General features: G+C 73.3%; 15 protein-coding genes. 9 read left to right on the forward strand and 6 right to left on the reverse strand.

The window, feature by feature from the left end:
* Positions 1-2: 2 nt before the first annotated feature.
* Positions 3-1,640: an AMP-binding protein gene (locus ABZ565_RS25840; protein ID WP_361031409.1), complete on the reverse strand. Its 1,638-nt coding sequence runs from the start codon at positions 1,638-1,640 to the stop codon at positions 3-5.
* Positions 1,641-1,759: 119 nt separating this feature from the next.
* On the opposite strand from ABZ565_RS25840, the gene ABZ565_RS25845 reads away from it, so the two are divergent.
* Both ABZ565_RS25845 and ABZ565_RS25850 read left to right on the forward strand, forming a co-directional pair.
* Positions 1,760-2,887 (forward strand): acyl-CoA dehydrogenase family protein, encoded by a 1,128-nt coding sequence (locus ABZ565_RS25845; protein WP_361031412.1) that lies wholly within the window; start codon positions 1,760-1,762, stop codon positions 2,885-2,887.
* Positions 2,884-3,285, forward strand: a complete 402-nt coding sequence (locus ABZ565_RS25850; RefSeq protein WP_361031415.1) for a RidA family protein — start codon at positions 2,884-2,886, stop codon at positions 3,283-3,285. The genes ABZ565_RS25845 and ABZ565_RS25850 overlap by 4 nt, the downstream gene beginning before the upstream one ends.
* Before the next feature lie 68 nt (positions 3,286-3,353).
* Here the strand turns inward: ABZ565_RS25850 and ABZ565_RS25855 are convergent, their stop codons facing one another.
* The 5 genes from ABZ565_RS25855 to ABZ565_RS25875 are packed head-to-tail and all read right to left on the reverse strand — an operon-like array spanning position 3,354 to position 8,666.
* Complete coding sequence (locus tag ABZ565_RS25855) at positions 3,354-4,487, reverse strand: FAD-dependent monooxygenase (RefSeq protein WP_361031418.1); 1,134 nt, start codon at positions 4,485-4,487, stop codon at positions 3,354-3,356.
* A 53-nt stretch (positions 4,488-4,540) separates the two neighbouring features.
* A complete protein-coding gene (locus ABZ565_RS25860) occupies positions 4,541-5,110 on the reverse strand; it encodes an ATP/GTP-binding protein (RefSeq protein ID WP_361031421.1) in 570 nt (189 codons plus the stop codon).
* Positions 5,111-5,116: 6 nt separating this feature from the next.
* A complete protein-coding gene (locus ABZ565_RS25865) occupies positions 5,117-5,539 on the reverse strand; it encodes a DUF742 domain-containing protein (protein WP_361031424.1) in 423 nt (140 codons plus the stop codon).
* Positions 5,536-5,973, reverse strand: a complete 438-nt coding sequence (locus ABZ565_RS25870) for a roadblock/LC7 domain-containing protein (RefSeq protein WP_018105797.1) — start codon at positions 5,971-5,973, stop codon at positions 5,536-5,538. Before ABZ565_RS25870 ends, ABZ565_RS25865 begins: the two co-directional genes overlap by 4 nt.
* Complete coding sequence (locus ABZ565_RS25875) at positions 5,970-8,666, reverse strand: nitrate- and nitrite sensing domain-containing protein (RefSeq protein WP_361031427.1); 2,697 nt, start codon at positions 8,664-8,666, stop codon at positions 5,970-5,972. Before ABZ565_RS25875 ends, ABZ565_RS25870 begins: the two co-directional genes overlap by 4 nt.
* Positions 8,667-9,003: 337 nt before the next feature.
* Between ABZ565_RS25875 and ABZ565_RS25880 the strand changes: the two genes are divergently transcribed.
* From ABZ565_RS25880 to ABZ565_RS25910, 7 genes are all read left to right on the forward strand, one after another.
* Positions 9,004-11,913, forward strand: a complete 2,910-nt coding sequence (locus ABZ565_RS25880; RefSeq protein WP_361031430.1) for a Na+/H+ antiporter subunit A — start codon at positions 9,004-9,006, stop codon at positions 11,911-11,913.
* Positions 11,910-12,548, forward strand: a complete 639-nt coding sequence (locus ABZ565_RS25885; RefSeq protein WP_361031433.1) for a Na(+)/H(+) antiporter subunit C — start codon at positions 11,910-11,912, stop codon at positions 12,546-12,548. The genes ABZ565_RS25880 and ABZ565_RS25885 overlap by 4 nt, the downstream gene beginning before the upstream one ends.
* The gene (locus ABZ565_RS25890; RefSeq protein ID WP_361031436.1) at positions 12,545-14,200 is read left to right on the forward strand and encodes a Na+/H+ antiporter subunit D; all 1,656 of its coding nucleotides are present in this window, start codon (positions 12,545-12,547) and stop codon (positions 14,198-14,200) included. The genes ABZ565_RS25885 and ABZ565_RS25890 overlap by 4 nt, the downstream gene beginning before the upstream one ends.
* Complete coding sequence (locus ABZ565_RS25895; protein WP_361031439.1) at positions 14,197-14,841, forward strand: Na+/H+ antiporter subunit E; 645 nt, start codon at positions 14,197-14,199, stop codon at positions 14,839-14,841. The genes ABZ565_RS25890 and ABZ565_RS25895 overlap by 4 nt, the downstream gene beginning before the upstream one ends.
* A complete protein-coding gene (locus tag ABZ565_RS25900; RefSeq protein WP_361031442.1) occupies positions 14,838-15,173 on the forward strand; it encodes a monovalent cation/H+ antiporter complex subunit F in 336 nt (111 codons plus the stop codon). The genes ABZ565_RS25895 and ABZ565_RS25900 overlap by 4 nt, the downstream gene beginning before the upstream one ends.
* Positions 15,170-15,523, forward strand: a complete 354-nt coding sequence (gene mnhG, locus ABZ565_RS25905) for a monovalent cation/H(+) antiporter subunit G (protein WP_361031445.1) — start codon at positions 15,170-15,172, stop codon at positions 15,521-15,523. The genes ABZ565_RS25900 and mnhG overlap by 4 nt, the downstream gene beginning before the upstream one ends.
* A 135-nt stretch (positions 15,524-15,658) precedes the next feature.
* Positions 15,659-19,744 (forward strand): bifunctional nitrate reductase/sulfite reductase flavoprotein subunit alpha, encoded by a 4,086-nt coding sequence (locus ABZ565_RS25910; RefSeq protein ID WP_361031448.1) that lies wholly within the window; start codon positions 15,659-15,661, stop codon positions 19,742-19,744.
* Positions 19,745-19,749 lie beyond the last annotated feature (5 nt).

Here is a 19,749-nt window from a genome sequence, read left to right on the forward strand (position 1 = left end):
GATCATTCTCGGTCCGGGGCGGGCCCCGCCGCACCGGGTTCGCCCGCGCGGAGCCTGAACCGTTGCAGTTTCCCCGTGGCGGTACGGGGAAGGGCCGGCAGGAACGTGATGCGGCGGGGGCACTTGTGCGGGGCCAGCTCCGCCCGCATGAACGTCCGCAGCTGGTCCGCCGTCAGCGCGGCGCCCTCCCGCTCCACCACGTACGCCGCCACGATCCGGCCGCGCAGCTCGTCCGCCTGCCCCACCACCGCCGCCTCCGCCACATCGGGGTGGCGCAGCAGGGCCTCCTCGACCTCGGGGCCCGCGATGTTGTACCCGGAGGAGATGATCATGTCGTCGGCGCGGGCCACGTACCGGAAGTAGCCGTCCGCGTCGCGCACATAGGTGTCACCGGTGACGTTCCAGCCGTGCCGTACGTAGTCGCGCTGCCGTTCGTCCGCGAGGTAGCGGCAGCCGACCGGGCCGCGCACGGCGAGCAGGCCGGGCTCCCCGTCCGGCACCGGCGCGCCCTCGGCGTCCACCACGCGGGCCTGCCAGCCGGGGACCGGGACGCCCGTGGTGCCGGGGCGGATCGCGTCGTCGGCGGCCGAGACGAAGATGTGCAGCAGCTCCGTCGCGCCGATGCCGTTGATGATGCGCAGCCCGGTCCGCTCGTACCAGGCGTGCCAGGTCGTCTCCGGCAGGTTCTCGCCCGCCGAGACACAGCGGCGCAGCGCCGACAGGTCGTGCCCGTCGAGCTGGTCCAGCATCACCCGGTACGCGGTCGGCGCGGTGAACAGCACGGAGACGCGGTGCTCCGCCAGGGCGGGCAGCAGCTGCTTCGGCCCGGCCTGTTCGAGCAGCAGCGCCGACGCGCCCACCCGCAGCGGGAACACCACCAGGCCCCCGAGGCCGAAGGTGAAACCGAGCGGCGGACTGCCCGCGAACACGTCGTCGGGCCCGGGCCGCAGGACGTGCCGCGAGAAGGTGTCGGCGATGGCCAGCACATCGCGGTGCAGATGCATGCAGCCCTTGGGGCGGCCGGTGGTGCCCGAGGTGAACGCGATCAGCGCCACGTCGTCCGACGCGGTGTCCACCGCCCGGTACGGGCCCGGCCGGGCGGCGGCCAGCCGCAGCAGGTCGTCCGGCGCCGCACCCCCGTACGCCGTGATCCGCAGTCCGGGCACCCGCGCCCGCGCGAGGTCGTCGACCGACCGCGCGTCGCACAGGGCGTGGCTCACCCGGGCGATCGAGCAGATCGTGGCCAGCTCGGACGCCCGCTGCTGCGCCAGTACGGTGACGGCGACCGCGCCCGCCTTCAGCACCGCCAGCCAGCAGGCGGCCAGCCGGGGCGTGGTGGGGCCGCGCAGCAGGACGCGGTTGCCGGGGACGACGCCCAGGTCCGAGGTGAGGACATGGGCGATCCGGTCCACGAGGTCCCGCAGCTCCCCGTAACTCAGCACCCCGCCGTCCGGCGTGCGGAAGGCGGGGCGGTCGGGGCCGAGGCGGTCGGCCGTGCGGTCCAGGAGCTCGGTGGCGCAGTTGAGCCGGTCCGGGTAGTGCAGCTCGGGCAGGTCGAAGAGCAGGTCCGGCCACTGCTCCACGGGTGGGAGATGCTCCCTGGCGAAGCCGTCGATGTGCGCTGAGGTTTTCGGGTCCATGAAGGATCGCCCCCTTGTCGCTCCTGGAGCGTATCGTTTGGGTGACGGTAGTCAACGGTCCGCGATAAAGATGCTCAGGTGCAATCGATGCGACCAGATGCGACCAGAGAGGCGCCGGTATGACGGCATTCTCGCTCGATCCGGCACAGACCGCCTGGTGCGAGGAACTGCGCACCCTGGCCCGCGACCGGCTCGCCCCGCTCGCCGCGCGCGGGGAGCCGGGGCACGTCAACCGCCCGCTGCTCGCCGCCCTCGGCGAGCTGGGCCTCCTCGACCGGCTGTTCGACTCGGGCGCCCTGGACCTCTGCCTGCTGCGCGAATCGCTCGCCCGGAGCTGTACCGAGGCCGAGACCGCCCTCGCGCTCCAGGGCCTCGGCGGCTTCCCCCTCCTCCGGTCGGGCACCCCCGCCCAGCGCGAGCGGTGGCTCCCGGGGATCCGCGCCGGCCGCTGCGTGGCCGCCTTCGCGCTCAGCGAGCCGGGCGCGGGCTCCGATGCGGGTGCCCTGGCGCTCGACGCCGCCCCGGACTCCGGCGGCTGGCGGCTGACCGGCGAGAAGTGCTGGATCTCCAATGCGCCGGAGGCCGACTTCTACACGGTCTTCGCCCGCACGACCCCGGGCGCCCGGGCCCGTGGTGTCACCGCGTTCCTGGTCCCCGCCGACCGCGCGGGGCTGACCGGCACCCCCCTGGACATGCTCTCCCCGCACCCGATCGGGGCCCTGGCCTTCGACGGGGTCCGCGTCACCCCCGACGACCTGCTCGGCGAGCCGGACCGGGGCTTCGCGGTCGCCATGGACACCCTGAACCTCTTCCGCCCCAGCGTCGGCGCCTTCGCCCTCGGTATGGCCCGGGCCGCTCTCGACGCCACCGTGGAGCACACCGCGACCCGGACCGCCTTCGGCGCGCCCCTGTCCGCCCTCCAGGCGGTGGCGCACCAGGTCGCCGAGATGGCCACCCGCACCGAGGCCGCCCGGCTGCTGGTCTACGCGGCGGCCGCCGCCCACGACGCCGGGGAGCCCGGGGTGCCACGCCGGGCCGCCATGGCGAAGCTGTACGCGACGGAGACCGCGCAGTTCGTGGTCGACACCGCCGTCCAGCTGCACGGCGCCCGCGCCCTGCGCCGCGGGCATCTGCTCGAACACCTCTACCGGGAGGTCCGCGCCCCGCGCATCTACGAGGGCGCCAGCGAGGTCCAGCGCACGATCATCGCCAAGGAGCTGTACGCGAACCGGGAGCCGACCGCATGAGCCCGATCCACCGCATCAACCCGCACGAACTCTCGCCCGCCTCCGGCTTCTCGCACGCGGTCACCGCGACCGGCGGCCGGCTCGTGTTCCTGGCCGGGCAGACCGCCCTGGACCAGCGCGGCGAGGTCGTCGGCGACACCCTGCCCGACCAGTTCGCGACGGCCCTGGGCAACCTCCTCACCGCCCTGCGCGCGGCGGGCGGCTCCCCGGCGGACCTGGCCCGGGTCACGGTGTACGCCACCGACGTCGCCGACTACCGGGCCCACGCCCCGGAACTGGGCCGGATCTGGCGCCGGCTGGCCGGCCGCGACTACCCGGCCATGGCGGTCATCGGGGCGGCCCGGCTCTGGGACGAACAGGCACTGGTCGAGATCGACGGCATGGCGGTCCTGCCCTGAACGGCGTACGCCCCCGCCGAGCCCGGAACCGGGCCCGGCGGGGGCGTGGAGAAACGCGTCGAACGGGATCAGTACGGCTGCACCAGCACGTGCGCCGCGCCCGGAATGCCGATCTTCAGCAGCTCGTCCTCCTCCGGCGTCGTCTCCCCGCCCGTCTCCTGCTTCAGCACCGCACGCGACATCGCCTGCACCCACATGGCGCGCGGACGGCGCCGCGCCTCCCACATGTCCAGGGCCGCGTCGACGTCCGCCTCGGCGTCCAGCGACTCGGCGAGCACCAGCGCGTCCTCCACGGCCATCGCCGCGCCCTGCGCGATGTGCGGGGTGCTCGCGTGCGCCGCGTCACCGGCCAGGACCACCCGGCCCACGTGCCACGGCTCCTCGACCGTCACCTGGGAGATCCGCGAGTAGACGACCGCCTCCGGCCCGGTGACCTGTGCCAGCGCCTCGGCGACCGGGCCCGAGAACATCGGCAGCCGCTCCTTCAGCTGCTCGTGGGCGCTCGAAGGGTCCGGCCGGAAGTCCTCGGCCTCCGCGAAGACCGAGCCCAGGTACATCAGCTCGTCGGTGATCGGGGTGAGCAGCGCCTTGGCGGCCTGGCCCGCGGTACCCATCACGACGCCCCGCACCTGCTCCTGGCGCGGCACGGTGACGCGCCAGTTGGCGAAGCCGGTGTACTGGGGGGCGTAGCGGTCCCCGTACAGCCGGGTGCGCAGCGGGGAGCCGATGCCGTCGAAGCCGACGACGAGGTCCCAGCGGCCGGCCGACCCGTCGGAGAGGGTGACGTCGACGCCGCTTCCGTCGTCGGTGAGCTCCGTGATGGTCGCGCCGAACCGGATCTTCGCGCCGGCCGAGGTGGCCGCCGCGTTCAGCACCCGGGCCAGCGCGGGGCGGGGGATGCCGTTGTTGGAGGGGGCGTCGCCCATGCGCGGCTGCGGTATCTCGGCCAGGGTGTTGCCGGCCGGGTCCGCGATGGTCAGGACCTCCCACTCGAAGCCCGCTGCCAGGCAGTCCTCCAGCACCCCGATCTCCCGCATCACGTGCAGGGCGTTCGACGGCTGGATGATGCCGACGCCGAGGGCGTCGAGCTCGTCGCGGAGCTCCGCCACCTCGACGGTGTGGTCCCGCCGGGCCAGGGCGGTGGCGAGCGTCAGCCCGCCGATGCCGCCGCCGTGGATCAGGACGCGCAGAGGTGTTGCCATGTCGGATCTCTCCAGAGCGAGGAAGGAACGGAAGGGTGAGGGGGCGGACCGGGTCAGCCGGCCGCCACGGGCAGGCTCATCAGGTGGTCCACGAGGGCCAGCAGCACATCCCGGCCGAACGGACGCTCACGTACGTCGCCGACCAGCAGCGGCACGTGCGGGTCCAGGTCCAGGGCGGCCCTGATCTCGTCCGTGGTGCGGGTGTTGTGCCCGTAGAAGCAGTTGATCGCGACGACGAACGGGATGTCCCGGCTCTCGAAGAAGTCGATCGAGGCGAAACTGCTCTCAAGGCGCCGGGTGTCGGCGATCACGACCCCGCCGAGGGCCCCGTTCACCAGGTCGTTCCACATGAACCAGAAGCGCTCCTGGCCCGGTGTGCCGAACAGGTAGACGACCAGGTCCTGGCTGACCGTGATCCGGCCGAAGTCCAGGGCCACGGTCGTCGTGTCCTTCCGGCCGACGCCGGCCAGGTCGTCCACACCGATGCTGGCCGTGGTCAGAAGCTCCTCGGTGCGCAGCGGGGCGACCTCGCTGACGGCACCCACGAGGGTGGTCTTGCCGACGCCGAAACCGCCGGCTATCAGGATCTTGACGGCGGCGGGCGCCGCCTGACTGGTGGTCATCTTGGGTCAGAGTCTCCGGAGTCCGTCGCGAACAGCGGCCAGTACGCCCATGTCGGCGCCGCCGGACGCCCGGGCCACCGAGAGCGGGGCCCGGGCGATCAGGAGGCCGGTGGCGACCAGGTCCGCCAGAAGGATCTTGGTCACCGAGACCGGCAGGTCGAGGCCCGAGGCGACCTCGGCGACCGCGGCGGGCTGCCGGCAGCGGTCCAGGATCAGCCGGTGCTCCGGCTGGAGCCGGCCCGGGCGGGCCGCCGCGCCGTGCTCGTCCCGCGGATCGTGCGCGGTCGTGAGCACCGTGATGAGGGTGAGGTCGTCCCGGTCGGGGGCCGTCCGGCCGCGGGTGATGGTGTACGGGCGCACCATCGTGCCCGCGGCGTCCTCGCCGTCGTCCTCGAAATCCCCCTGCCCGTACGGCCAGTGGCCGGTCACGCCCGCGGCCTGTCCCCGGCGCCGAAGGCGTCGAAGTCGTCCCGCGCCGGGGTGCTGAGCTTCTGGCCGACCTGGAGTACGAGGTTGTGCATGGCGAGCGACATGATCTCGGCGTCCACCTCCTGGGAGGCGATGACGGCCAGGTGGGTGCCCTGGCCCGCCGAGATGATGAAGAGCCACAGGTCCGCCAGCTCCACGATCACCTGGTGGACGCCACCGCCGTTGAAGAGCTGGCCCACCCCGCGGGCCAGGCTCTGCTGCCCGGTGCAGATCGCGGCCAGCCGCTCGGCGTCGGGCCGCTCGATGGTGCGCGAGTGGCTCACCACCAGCCCGTCGTCCGAGAGCAGGACGGCGTTGATGGTCTCGGCCACCGAGTCGACCAGACCGTCGAGGAGCCAGTCGAGATCCTGGCGAGTGGCGGTTGTGCGTGTCATGTCCGTTCTTCTCTCGTGAGGTCGGGCTGCGTCGGCGGCTCGTCGGTGGCGCGGGCGGCGCGGGAGCGGCGCTGGAACGCTCCGATGGCCGCACCCGCGCGGTGCGGGGCGATCCGGGGCGGCGGGTCCTCGGCCCTGACCCGCGGCCGGGCCGCGGCGGCCGGCGCGGCCGGGTCGACCCGAAGCTCGTCGGCGAGGCTGGCCTGGCGCACCCGGCGCGGCAGCGGCGGCTCCCCGGCGGTCCCGGCCACAAGGCCCGGTCCCGGCGCGGGCTCCGAAAACTGCACGGGCTGGGCAGGCTGCACGGGCTGTGCGGCGTGCCCGAGGTGCCCCGCGGCCGGTTCGGGCTGCGGGGGCAGGGAGACCGGGAAGCCGTCCGCGTCCAGCTCGCCCGTCAGATACGTGTCCGGGTAGGACTGCCGCGGAGCGCCGTACGGCTCCGAGGGCTCCGGGTATGCCTGGTGCGCGACCGGGTACTGCCCCTGGGCCGTCATATAGGGCTGTTCGCCGTCCGTGTACGCGCCCTGGTACGCGGCGTCGTCCTGCCGGGCGCCCCCGTACACGTCGTCCCGCTGCCCGTACGCGTGCACGTCCGTCCCGGCGTACGGGGCATCGGGCGCGGTTTCGGGGGCGGGTGAGGGCGTGCCCGGCGCGTGCAGGGCGGTGACCCCGGCGAGGGCCCTGCCCCGGCCCCGGCTGGGCAGCGCGTCGGTGTCCCGGAGCGGGGCGGGGGCCTGGACGGGCTCCTGCGCCTCGGGGGCGGGGACGGCCACCGGACCGGCGTGCGGGCCGGGGACGGTGAGCGCGTCCGGGACCAGTACGACGACGCGGGTGCCGCCGAACGCCGACCGGCGGAACTCCACCCGCAGTCCGTGCTGGTCGGCGAGGCGCGCGATCACGTACAGGCCGAGGCGGATGTCGTCGGCGTGGGCCAGCACGTCCATCCGGGGCGGCCGGCTCATCAGCTCGTTGGCCGCGGCGAGCTGGTCCTCCTCCATGCCGAGCCCGCGGTCCTCGACCTCGATGGCCAGGCCCCGGCTCACCTGGGCGGCCCTGACCTCGACGGGGCTGGGCGGCCGGGAGAAGGTGAGGGCGTTCTCGATCAGCTCCGCCAGCACGTGGGAGACCGGGCCCACGGCCCGCGCGGCGAGCCACGGGGAGCCGTCCAGGTCCAGCACCACGCGCTGGTAGTCCTGCACCTCGCCCTGGGCGGAGCGCATGACGTCCAGCAGCGGTACGGGCTTGCGCCAGCGCCGGTGCGGGGAGCCGCCCGCGAGGATCACCAGGTTCTCCTCGTACCGCCTCAGGCGGGCGGTGAGGTGGTCGAGGTCGAAGAGGCCGTCCAGCACCTCGGGGTCCTCGTGCTTGCGCTCCAGCTCGTCCAGCTTCTTCAGCTGCTGGCCGATGAGCTGCTGGGTGCGGCGGGCGATGCGCTGGAGCAGCCGCTCGAAGCCGCGGTGCTGGTCCGCCTGGTCGACGGCGGCACGCAGCGCGCTGGTGCGGGCCAGGTCGAGCGCGTGGCCGAGCTGGGCCAGTTCGTCCGTCGCGCCGGGCTCACCGCCGTCCCCGATCGCCCGGGCCTCGGCCTCGACGTCGATGCGCTCGCCCTTGCCGAGCCGTTCGACCACGTCGGGCAGCGCCTTCTCCAGCTCCTCGGCCCGCTCCTGGAGCCGGCTGATCCGGCGGCGCAGGTTGCGGGAGAGCCGCCAGGTGAACCAGATCACCGCGACGACGGCGGCGAGGCCGACGACCGTGGTCAGGACGACCTTGATCAGGAGGGAGACCACACTGTCCTTGCCCTCCGCGACCACCACGTCGGTGCGGGCCTCCATCAGCTCGACCAGCCGGGGCGTGAGCTCGTCCATCGCGCCGCGCCAGTCCGCCTCCTTCGCGTCGAGGGCGACGGAGCCGGAGGCGTCCGGGCCGGCCGGGCGCAGGACCTGGGTCTCCACCCGGGTCTTGGCCTTCCAGGCGGCGGAGCCGAAGACCTTCTGCCACTCGGCCTTCTCGTCCGCCGGGAGATAGGGCATGACCTTGGTCGTGTACTGGAACGACTGGGCGGAGACGGCCTGCCGGACCTCCTGGAGGTCCGCGGTGCCCAGCCTGCCCTTCGTCCAGCCCCGGGCGAGCAGCGCGTCCGAGCGGGAGATCATCTCCTTGGCCCAGAACACGTCCACCAACGGCTGCGAGATCGTGGTGATCCGGCCGTTGTCGACATGGCTGAGGGCCGTGAAGAGCTTCAGGTCGACGGCGATCAGGTCCGTGTAGTAGCGGTACACGGCCTTCTGCTGGTCGTTGTCGCCCTCGTCCACGAGAGCGCGCTGCGCGGGGAGTTGGGTGATCGCCGTACGGGCTTCGCCGACCGCGTCCCGTACCTCGCCCGGAGCGTCGTCGGTGTCGGTGTCGGACAGCGACTGGAAGCTGGTGATCGCCTTGTCGGTCAGCTTGCGCTGCTTGCGCAGGGCGTCGGTGGCCCCTCCCTTGCGGGCCAGCGCCTCGGCGCTGAGCCGTCGCTCCTCCTGGAGGTTGTAGTACACGATGTTGGACGGCTGTCCGGCCTTCTGGGCCAACTGCCCTTGAGCCGCTTGCTTCTGGAAGTCGAGCAGAGTCTGACCACTGGTGACGGCCCAGAGGGCGGCCAGGGCAACACCGGGGACGACGGCCAGTACGAGCAGGGCCGTCCGCAGCGCCATTGTGGTCGAGCTGCTCCGCCGTGACGCGCGCGTGCGCAGGGCATGCTCCTTGACGTGGTACCGACCTCACGGTCGGTCAAATCCGTTGAGAACCAGGACGGATAGATAGTAGTCACAGTGCAAAAATGAAGAGGAAGTGGGATCACATGTTCATCATCTGGCGAGCACATGATCACCATGAAGCGGCGATGTCCCCTCCGATGTGACGGGCCGCCTGGGGTGCGGCGGGTCGGACGGGTGAAGCGGCGCTGGGGATATATCTGTATTTAGTGCCCTCTGTCCGTTCGGTAGCCCTGCAGACCCCACCGCCCGCCACCGCACCCCGCCACCCCGCCGTATGACCGCGCTCGTCGTCGCCCACTTCGTCCTCGCGGCCTTCGCACGCCCGCTGGTGCGACGGCTGGGCACGCGCGCCTTCCTCGTCCTCGCGCTGCCGCCCGCCGCCACCACCTGCTGGGCGTTCACCCGGTGGGAGACGGCCGCGTCCGGCTCCTCGGTCGACTGGTCCTGGGCCTGGATGCCCGCCTACGGCGTCTCCGTGGATCTGCGCCTCGACGCGCTCGCCGAACTCATGGTGCTGCTCGCGTCCGGCGTCGGCACGCTCGTCCTGCTCTACTGCGCCTCCTACTTCAGCGACACGACACCCCGCCTGGCCGGGTTCGCCGGGAATCTGCTCGCCTTCGCCGGGGCCATGCTCGCCCTCGTCCTCAGCGACGACCTGATCTCCCTCTACGTCTTCTGGGAGCTCACCACCGTCTTCTCGTACCTCCTCATCGGGTACGACAGCGAGCAGCGCCACAGCAGACGCTCCGCCCTCCAGGCACTGACCGTCACCACGCTCGGCGGCCTCGCCATGCTGGTCGGCTTCCTGATCGTCGGTCAGGAGGCCGGGACCTACCGCATCTCCGCGATCCTCGCCGACCCGCCCCCGGCGACCACCGCCGTCCAGGTCGCCGTCCTGCTCATCCTGTGCGGGGCCCTGTCCAAGTCGGCCGTCTGGCCGTTCAGCCTCTGGCTGCCCAACGCCATGGCCGCGCCCACCCCCGTCAGCGCCTATCTGCACGCCGCCGCGATGGTCAAGGCCGGGGTCTACCTGGTCGCCCGGCTCGCCCCCGCCTTCGCCGACGTGCCCGGCTGGCGGCCCGTCGTGATGGTCTTCGGCGCCGCGACCATGCTCCTCGGGGGCTGGCGCGCCCTCAGACTGCACGACCTGAAGATCGTCCTGGCGTACGGCACCGTCAGCCAGCTCGGCTTCCTCACCCTCCTCGCGGGCGTCGGCAACCGCGATGCCGCGCTCGCCGCCGCCGTCATGATCCTCGGCCACGCCCTCTTCAAGGCCCCGCTTTTCCTCGTCACCGGCATCGTGGACCACGCCGCCGGCACCCGTGACCTGCGCAAGCTCTCCGGCGTCGGGCGCGCCCTGCCCCACGTGTGCGCCGTCGCCGTGCTCGCCGCCCTCTCCATGGCCGCCCTGCCCCCGCTGCTCGGCTTCGCCGCGAAGGAGTCGGCGTTCGAGGCGCTGCTGCACGGCGACACGGCGGACCGCTGGGCGCTCGGCATCACGGTCGCGGGCTCGGCGCTCACCGTGGCGTACACCGCCCGGTTCATCTGGGGCGGCTTCCTGCGCAAACCGGGGGTCGCCGACACCCCCGTGCCCCGGGTCGGCCCGGCCTTCCTCGCCGCGCCGGCCGCGCTCGCCCTCTGCGGGCTCGTCCTCGGCCCCGGCGTCGGCTGGACCGACCGGCTGCTCAGCGCCTACGCCGACGCCTTCCCGGCCCCCGCCCACCCGTACCACCTCGCGCTCTGGCACGGCTGGGGCACCGCCCTCCTCCTCTCCGCCGCCGCCACCGCGGGCGGCGCGGTCCTCTTCGCCGCGCGCGACCGGGTCGCCCGGCTCTCCCGGCGCATCGCCTGGCCGACCGCCGACGGTGTCTTCGGCCAGCTCCTCCTGGGCCTGGAACGCCTCTCCCTCCAGGCCACCGGCTTCGTCCAGCGGGGCTCCCTGTCCGTGTACCTCGCGACGACCCTGCTGGTGATGCTCGCCGGACAGCTCGCCGTGCTCATCGCCGACCGCCCCTGGCAGGGCGCGTCCGCGCCCCGGCTCTGGGACGTCCCGCTCCAGGGCGGCGTCGCCGCCCTGACCTGTGCGGCGGCCCTCCTCTGCCTCACCGTCAGACGGCGCATGAAGGCCGTGGTGCTGGCCGGACTCACCGGTTACGGGACCGCCCTGCTGTTCGTCGTCCAGGGCGGCCCGGACCTGGCGCTCACCCAGTTCTGCGTCGAAACCGTGTCGATGATCGTGTTCGTGCTGGTCCTGCGGCGGATGCCGGTGCACTTCCAGGAGTCCGTCAGCACCTGGCGACGGGCCGTGCGCATCCCGGTCGCCCTGGCCGCCGCCGCCACCCTCGGCGTGGTGGTCTGGGTCGCCGCCGCCGCGCGCACCGCGTCCCCGGCGGGAGCCGCCATGGTCGAGGAGACCGCGCACCACGGCCTCAAGGACGTCGTCGCCACCATCCTCGTCGACCTCCGCGCCTGGGACACCATGGGGGAGTCCGCCGTACTCGCCGCCGCCGCGATCGGCGTCACCAGCCTCGTCTACCTGCACCGGCGCGCCGAGGGGACGGCGGCACCCACCGAGGCGAGGGGCCGCACCGCCTGGTCCGTGACCGCCGAGCCGCTGACCGGGGTGCCGCAGGGCGACGAGGGGGCGCCCGAGCGCGGCTGGCTGGCGGCCGGCGCCACGCTGGCGCCCGAACACCGGTCCGTGGTCTTCGAGGTGGTGGCGCGGCTGCTGTTCCACCCGATCCTGGTGCTCTCGGTGTACCTGCTGTTCTGCGCCGAGAACATGCCGGGCGGCGGCTTCGTCGGCGGCCTGGTCGCGGGCCTCGCCCTGATCACCCGCTACCTCGCGGGCGGGCGCTTCGAACTCGCCGAGGCCGCGCCCCTGCAACCCGGCCTCTTCACCGGGCTCGGCCTCTTCGTCTCCACCGGGGTCGCCCTGTCGGGCCTCTCCGACGGAACGGTCCTGCACGCCTGGACGTACCACGGCCACCTGCCGCTCGTCGGCGACTTCGAGTTCGGCACCCCGGTGATCTTCGACTGCGGGGTCTACCTGCTGGTCCTCGGCGTCGTCCTCGACATCGTGCGGGCCCTCGGCGCCAAGATCGACCGGCAGATCGAGCGTGCCGCAGCCGAGAAGGCCGCCGCCCGCCGGGCCGGGCCCGAGCCGGGGGAGGCCACCCCGTGACCGTCAGCGCCTCGCTCCTGGCCACCGCGGCGGTCCTCTGCGCGGTCGGCGGCATCCTCATGCTGACCCGGCCCCTCACCCGCATCCTGCTCGGCGCGGTCATCGCCGGCAACGGCATCAACCTGTTCGTGCTGTCCGCCACCGGGACGGCGGGCCGCGAACCGCTGCTGTACGGCGTCGATCTCGGCCGGGTCACCGACCCGCTGCCCCAGGCCATCGCGCTCACCGCGATCGTCATCACCCTGGCCACCACCGCGTTCCTGCTCGCCATGGCCTACCGCGGCCACCAGCTGACCGGCACCGACGAGGTCCACGACGACCTGGAGGACCGCCGCATCGTCCTGCGCGCCGAGGTGCTGGACGAGCGCGACGAACTGCGCACGCGGTTCCGGGCCGACGGCGACCGCAGCGCCGGGGCGCGCCGCGCCTACCGCGACGAACGCCGCCGCCTCCGGGCCCGGCTGCGCGCCGACCGGGCCCTCCAGGCCAGGGGCCGCGACGCCACCGGCGACCTGTGGCACGACGTCCTGGGCGCGGACCCGGAGGACTACGCGAAGAGCGCCGAGGACCCGCCCGGCTCCCGGGCCGAGGACCCGCGGCGCCCCGACACCGACGACCCGGGAGGCACCGGATGAACGCACTCGTCCCGCTGCCGGTGCTGCTGCCGCTCTGCGCGACCGGCCTGAGCCTCGCCTTCGGCACCCGGCTCAAGCAGATCCAGCGCTTCATCAGCGTGGCCGTGCTCACCGCCGTGCTCGGCCTCTCGGTCGCCCTGATGATCGCCGCCGACACCGGCGGGCCGCTCTCCGTGCACCTGGGGGACTTCGCGCCGCCGCTCGGCATCACCCTGGTCGCCGACCGGCTCTCCGGGCTGATGCTGACGGTCTCCTCCGCCGTCACCCTGTGCGTCCTCGTCTACTCCCTGGGCCAGGGCATGGCGGACCGGGACGAGGAGACGCCCGTCGCCGTCTTCCACCCCGCGTACCTGATCCTGGTCGCCGGGGTCTCGTGCACCTTCCTCGCCGGCGACCTGGTCAACCTCTACGTCGGCTTCGAGATCATGCTCGTCGCCAGCTTCGTCCTGCTCACCCTCGGCGGCACCGGTCCGCGCATCCGGGCCGGCTCCACGTACGTGATCATCTCGCTGTTCTCCTCGATGCTCTTCCTGACCGCCATCGCCATGACGTACGCGGCGACCGGCACCGCCAACTTCGCCCAGCTCGCCGAACGCCTGGGCGCGCTGCCGCTGGGCGTCCAGACCCTGATCCAGGCGATGCTGCTGACGGTCTTCGCCATCAAGGCGGCCGTCTTCCCGCTCGCCGCCTGGCTGCCCGACTCCTACCCGACCGCGCCCGCCCCCGTCACCGCCGTCTTCGCCGGACTGCTCACCAAGGTCGGCGTCTACTGCATGCTGCGCACCGAGACCCTGCTCTTCCCCGGCAACCGGCTCGGCGACCTGCTGATGGCGGCGGCCCTCGCCTCGATGACCGTCGGCATCCTGGGGGCCGTCGCCCAGACCGACCTCAAGCGGCTGCTCTCCTTCACCCTCATCAGCCACATCGGCTACATGGTCTTCGGCATCGGCCTCGCCACCCGGCAGGCCTACGGCGGCGCCATCGTCTACGTCGTCCACCACATCACCGTCCAGACCACGCTGTTCCTGGTCGCCGGACTGATCGAACGCCGGACCGGCACCACCGAACTCACCCGGATCGGCGGCATCGCCCGGGCCGCCCCCGCCCTCGCCGTCCTCTTCTTCGTGCCCGCGATGAACCTCGCCGGCATCCCCCCGCTGTCCGGCTTCGTCGGCAAGCTGGGCCTCATGCGCGCCGGTGTCGCCGACGGCGGGGTGTGGGCCTGGATCCTCGTCGTCGGCGCGACCGTGACCAGCCTGCTCACGCTGTACGTGATGGCCAAGGTCTGGAACCTCGCCTTCTGGCGGGCCGCGCCCCCGGGCCAGGCCGCCGCCGGCACGGTCCTGGAATCGGACGACGACAGCGACGACGACGATGCCGACGAGGGCCCGGACCGGATGGCCGGCACCGGCGACGAGGGCGTCCGCATCCGCCACCAGCCCGCCGGCCTCGCCGTCGCCGCCACGCTCCACGGCCACGCCGTCACCACCACCAGCGTGCTGCCCCGCCCGATGACCTGGGCGACGGCCGCCGCGGTCGGCCTCGGTCTCGCCTTCACCGTGTTCGCCGGCCCGCTCACCTCGTACACCGACCGCGCGGCAGCCGAACTCATCGCCCGCACGCCCTACACCCAGGAGGTGCTGGGCCCGTGAAACGCCTCGTCACCCTTTCCTTCCGCAACAAGGACCTGCCGCCGTTCAGCGCCGCGTTCGGCGCCCGGCACCGGAGGGTGCTCGACCTGCCGCTGATCGCCTGGCTCACCGTGATCTGGGTGCTGCTCTGGTCCAGCCTCAACTGGGCGAACCTGCTGACCGGGGCCGTGGTCGCGGTGGTCGTCTGCCTCGCCTTCCCGCTGCCCACGGTCGACCTGGGGCTGCGGCTGCACCCCTGGGGCATCCTGCGCCTCGCCGGCTATCTGCTGTACGACATGTACACCTCCGGCGTGAAGGTCACCCGGCAGATCCACGGCCGGCAGCCCCACCGGGCGGCCGTCATCGCCGTACCGCTGCGCTGCCGCTCCGACCTGATGCTCACCGCGACCGCCGTCACCGTGTCCAACGTGCCCGACGGCTCCGTCGTGGAGGTCCGCCGCGCCACCGCCACCGTCTTCCTGCACGTCCTGGACGCGGACGACCCCGCCGAACTGGAAGCCGCCCGGCGGTCCGTGTGGCGCCTGGAGGAGCTGACCGTACGCGCCTTCGGCACCCGCGACGAGATCGAGCGGGTCGCCGCCCCGCCCCCGCGGACACCGCCCACCGGCCGAGCGCCGGGAGACCGGGAGGACGGCCGATGAGCGCGCCCCAGACCGTGGACCGCGTGCTGCTGGTGGCGGCCGTCGTCCTGATCCTCGTCGCCGGCGCGCTACTGCTCGCGCGCATCTGGCGCGGGCCCTCGATGCTCGACCGGGCCATCGCGCTCGACGTCTGCGCCGCGCTCATCATCGCCGGGCTCGGCGCCAAGTCGGCGTTCGCACGCGACCCGTTCTACTTCCCGATCATGCTGGTCCTCGCCTTCCTCGGCTTCACCGGCTCGGTCGGCATCGCGCGGTTCATCGCCGTACGCGACCGGCCGCCCGGCCATCCGGACCACCCCGGCGGGCGGCGGAACGGCGGTGGCACCTCATGAGCGTCTGGCTCCAGATCCTGGACACGGCCGGCGCGGCGCTGGTACTGCTCGGCGCCGCGGTCTGCCTGCTCGGCGTGGTCGGCATGCTGCGCCTGCCGGACGTCCTCTCCCGCAGCCACGCCGCGACCAAACCGCAGGCGCTCGGCATGCTCATCGTGCTCGCCGGGGTCGCGCTGCGGCTGCGCAGCGGCATGGACCTGGCGACGCTGGCGCTGATCGGCTTCTTCCAGATGATGACGGGACCGGTCGCCGCGCACCTGGTCGCCCGCTCGGCGTACCGGACGGGGCAGGTCGACCACACGGAACTGCTCTTCGACGACCTGGACGAACAGCTCACCGAGGAGACCTGACCGGCCGGTCTTCTCACACCGGCGGCCCGCCCGGTGTGCGACGAGCGTTACCGCCCATGATCGGCCGGTGCCACACCGGCGTAACGGCGCCTTCCTACCGTCGGAGCACGATCCGATTCACGGAAGGTCTCCCCGGTGCCCCCACAGAGCTCGTCGGCCGACGCCACTCAGGTCCGTACGGTCTGCTCGTACTGCGGGGTGGGCTGCGGGATGGTCCTCGACATCGCGGCCGGGCCGGACGGACGCCGTACGGTCCGCAAGGCGTCGGGCGACAAGGCCCACCCCGCCAACGCCGGGCGGCTCTGCACCAAGGGCGCGACCACCGCCGACATGCTCGCCGCCCCCGGCCGGCTGACCACCGCCCTGGTGCGGCCGGAGCGGGGCGCGGAGCCCGTACCGGTGGGCGTGGACGAGGCGGTCGCGTCCACCGCGCGGCGGCTGCGGGCGGTCATCGACACGCACGGACCGGACGCCGTCGCGTTCTACGTGTCCGGGCAGCTGGGCCTGGAGGCGCAGTACCTCGCGAACAAGCTGGCCAAGGGGTTCGTCCGCACCAACCGCGTCGAGTCCAACTCGCGGCTCTGCATGGCGAGCGCGGGCAGCGGCTACAAACTGTCGCTCGGAGCCGACGGGCCGCCCGGCTCCTACGACGACCTGGACCGCGCGGACGTCTTCCTCGTCATCGGCTCCAACATGGCCGACTGCCATCCGATCCTCTTCCTGCGCCTCCTGGACCGCGTCAAGGCCGGCGCCAAACTCATCGTCGTGGACCCCCGGCGCACCGCCACCGCCGACAAGGCCGACCTCTTCCTGCGCGTCAACCCCGGCACCGACCTGGCCCTCCTCAACGGCCTCCTGCACCTGCTCCACGCGGACGGGCACACCGACCCCGCGTTCATCGCCGCGCACACCGAGGGCTGGGAGGAGATGCCAAAATTCCTCGCCGACTACCCGCCCGCCACCGTCGCGGAGATCACCGGCATCCCGGAGGACGACCTCCGCCTGGCCGCCCGGTGGATCGGCGAGGCGGGGGAGTGGACGAGCTGCTGGACGATGGGGCTCAACCAGTCCACCCACGGCACCTGGAACACCAACGCGCTGATCAACCTCCACCTCGCGACCGGCGCCATCTGCCGCCCCGGCAGCGGCCCCCTCTCGCTCACCGGCCAGCCCAACGCGATGGGCGGGCGCGAAATGGGCTACATGGGCCCCGGGCTGCCCGGTCAGCGGTCGCTCCTGGACGACGCGGACCGCGCCTTCACCGAGGAGCTGTGGGGGCTCGCCCCCGGCACCCTGCGCAAGGACGAGTGCGGCCGGGGAACGGTCGAGATGTTCGAGCGGATGGCGGCCGGTGACATCAAGGCGTGCTGGATCATCTGCACCAACCCCGTCGCCTCCGTCGCCAACCGCCGCACCGTCATCGAGGCCCTGGAAGCCGCCGAACTCGTCATCACCCAGGACGTGTTCGCCGACACCGAGACCAACGCCTACGCCGATGTCGTCCTGCCCGGCGCCCTGTGGTCCGAGGCCGAGGGGGTACTCGTCAACAGCGAACGCAACCTGACTCTCGCCCGCCCGGCCGTCGAGCCACCCGGCGAAGCCCTCGCGGACTGGCGGATCATCGCCCGTATCGCCTGCGCGATGGGGTACGAGGACGCCTTCACGTACGAAAGCGCCGAGGAGGTCTTCGAGGAGATCAAGCGCGCCGCCAACCCCCGCACCGGCTACGACCTGCGGGGTGTGACGTACGAACGGCTGCGCACCGCCCCCGTCCAGTGGCCCGCGCCCACCGCCGACGGCCCGGACCGCAACCCCATCCGCTATCTCACCCCGGACGGCGGCGGGCCCGCCTTCCCGACGCCGACCGGACGCGCCCGCTTCTTCGCGCGCCCCCATGTCCCGGCGGCCGAGATGCCGGACGACGACTACCCCTTCCTGCTCAACACCGGACGGGTCCAGCACCAGTGGCACACCCTCACCAAGACCGGCAGGGTCGCCAAGCTCAACCGGCTGAACCCCGGCCCGTTCGTGGAGGTGCACCCCGGGGACGCGGCACGGCTCGGCATCGCGGAGGGGGACGCGGTCGAGGTGGAGTCGCGGCGAGGGCGGGCCGTGCTGCCGGCCGTGGTCACCGACCGGGTCGCACCCGGCTGCTGCTTCGCGCCCTTCCACTGGAACGACCTGTTCGGCGAGTACCTCAGCGTCAACGCGGTGACCGGCGACGCCGTGGACCCGGTCTCCCACCAGCCGGAGTTCAAGGTGTGCGCGGTGACGCTGACGAAGGTGGCGGCGGCACCCGTTCCCGTCGCGGCACCGGTGGAAACCGCGACCCCGCCGTCTCCGGACACCGCGGCCGTCTTCGGCCTGGACACCACCCCGCCCCCGGTCCTCGCCGAACACGAGCGGCAGTACCTCGTCGGCTTCCTCGCCGGGCTGCCCCTGGGCGCCCCCGGCGTCCCCGTCCTCCCGCCCGGCGCCCCCTTCAGTGCCGAGCACGCCCGCTGGGTCAACGGCGTCCTGGCCGGCATGTACTCCCGCACCGGGCCGCCCGCCGACGACCCCGAGCCCGTCCCCGCCGAGGCCCCCGGCCGCGAGGTCGTCGTGCTGTGGGCCTCGCAGACCGGGAACGCCGAGGAGTTCGCCGTCGCCACCGCCGACCGGCTCACCGCCACGGGCCACCGCGCCCGGCTCCTCGGCATGGACCAGGCGGACCCGCGTACCCTGCCGCCGGCCGCCGACCTCCTCCTGATCACCAGCACCTTCGGGGACGGCGACGCGCCCGACAACGGCTCCGGGTTCTGGGAGGCCCTGACGGCGGCGGACCTCCCGCCCCTGGACGGCAGGCGGTACGCCGTACTGGCCTTCGGCGACTCCTCGTACGACGACTTCTGCGGGCACGGGCGGCGGCTCGACCGGCGCCTGGACGAGCTCGGGGCCGTCCGCCTCGCCCCGCGTACCGACTGCGAACCCGACTACGAACCGTCCGCGCTGAGCTGGCTCGACCAGGTCCTCGCCGGCCTCACCGCACCTCCCACGGAACCGGCCCCCACGCCCCTGCGCGCCCCCACGCCCCCGCCCGCTCCGGCCCGTGTCCGCACCCCCAGGCCCGCCCCCGTCACCGCCCGGCTGGCCGGCAACCGGCTGCTCGGCCTGCCCGGCTCCGGCAAGGAGGTCCGCCGGTTCACCTTCGACACCAGCGGCACCGGGACCGCGCTCGACCACGCGGCCGGTGACGCGCTCGGCGTCCACGCCGTCAACCACCCGGACCTGGTGGCCGAATGGCTCTCCGTCACCGGCCTCGACGCCGACGCCGAGATCGAGATCGCCGGCCTCGGCGGCCTCCGCCTGGGCGACGCGCTCCACACCCGCCTGGACATCACCCGCCTCACCCCCGCCCTGCTCGGCTTCGTCACCGAACGCACCGGCGACCGGGACCTGAAGAAGATGCTGCGGCCCGACAACAAGGGCGAGCTGGCCCGCTGGTCCTGGGGCCGCCAGGCCGTCGACGTCCTCGCCGAATTCCCGGTCAAGGCCACCCCCGGGGAGTGGGCCGGCGTCCTCAAGCCGCTCCAGCCCCGCCTGTACTCGATATCGTCCAGCCCGCTCACCGACCCCGACCGCCTCTCCCTGACGGTCTCCGTCGTCCGCTACGAGAACCTCCACGGCCGCCCCCGCGCCGGGGTCTGCTCACCCTTCCTCGCGGACGCCGAACCCGACACCCGCGTCCCGGTCTTCGTTCGCCGCGCCCCGCACTTCCGGCCACCGGCCCGCCCCGACGCACCGATGGTCATGGTGGGCCCGGGAACGGGGGTCGCCCCCTTCATCGGCTTCCTGGAGGAGCGCCGGGCCCGCCGCGACCCCGGCCCCAACTGGCTGTTCTTCGGTGAGCAGCACCGGGCCACCGACTTCTTCTACGAGGAGGAGCTGACGTCCTTCCTCGCCGACGGAACGCTCACCCGCCTGGACACCGCCTTCTCGCGCGACCAGCGCGCCAAGGTCTACGTGCAGGACCGGATGCGCGAGCACGGCGCCAAACTGTGGTCCTGGCTGCGCGACGGCGCCCACTTCTACGTGTGCGGCGACGCGGCCCGGATGGCGAAGGACGTCGACCGGGCGCTGCGCGACATCGCCGTCGCGCACGGGGGGCTCGACCCGGAGGCCGCCGCCCTGTACGTGAAGCAGCTCGCCGCCGACAAGCGGTACGTGCGGGACGTGTACTGACGGGG

Origin of the sequence: Streptomyces sp. NPDC016469, from assembly GCF_040632905.1 — a bacterium.
Lineage (GTDB): Bacteria > Actinomycetota > Actinomycetes > Streptomycetales > Streptomycetaceae > Streptomyces.

Coding starts and splice junctions, on each gene's coding strand:
- ABZ565_RS25870 (WP_018105797.1), bottom strand. CDS start 5,973: ATGACACGCACAACCGCCACTCGCCAGGATCTCGACTGGCTCCTCGAC.
- ABZ565_RS25900 (WP_361031442.1), top strand. CDS start 14,838: ATGAGCGCGCCCCAGACCGTGGACCGCGTGCTGCTGGTGGCGGCCGTC.
- ABZ565_RS25850 (WP_361031415.1), top strand. CDS start 2,884: ATGAGCCCGATCCACCGCATCAACCCGCACGAACTCTCGCCCGCCTCC.
- mnhG (WP_361031445.1), top strand. CDS start 15,170: ATGAGCGTCTGGCTCCAGATCCTGGACACGGCCGGCGCGGCGCTGGTA.
- ABZ565_RS25845 (WP_361031412.1), top strand. CDS start 1,760: ATGACGGCATTCTCGCTCGATCCGGCACAGACCGCCTGGTGCGAGGAA.
- ABZ565_RS25855 (WP_361031418.1), bottom strand. CDS start 4,487: ATGGCAACACCTCTGCGCGTCCTGATCCACGGCGGCGGCATCGGCGGG.
- ABZ565_RS25880 (WP_361031430.1), top strand. CDS start 9,004: ATGACCGCGCTCGTCGTCGCCCACTTCGTCCTCGCGGCCTTCGCACGC.
- ABZ565_RS25875 (WP_361031427.1), bottom strand. CDS start 8,666: ATGGCGCTGCGGACGGCCCTGCTCGTACTGGCCGTCGTCCCCGGTGTT.
- ABZ565_RS25890 (WP_361031436.1), top strand. CDS start 12,545: ATGAACGCACTCGTCCCGCTGCCGGTGCTGCTGCCGCTCTGCGCGACC.
- ABZ565_RS25840 (WP_361031409.1), bottom strand. CDS start 1,640: ATGGACCCGAAAACCTCAGCGCACATCGACGGCTTCGCCAGGGAGCAT.
- ABZ565_RS25860 (WP_361031421.1), bottom strand. CDS start 5,110: ATGACCACCAGTCAGGCGGCGCCCGCCGCCGTCAAGATCCTGATAGCC.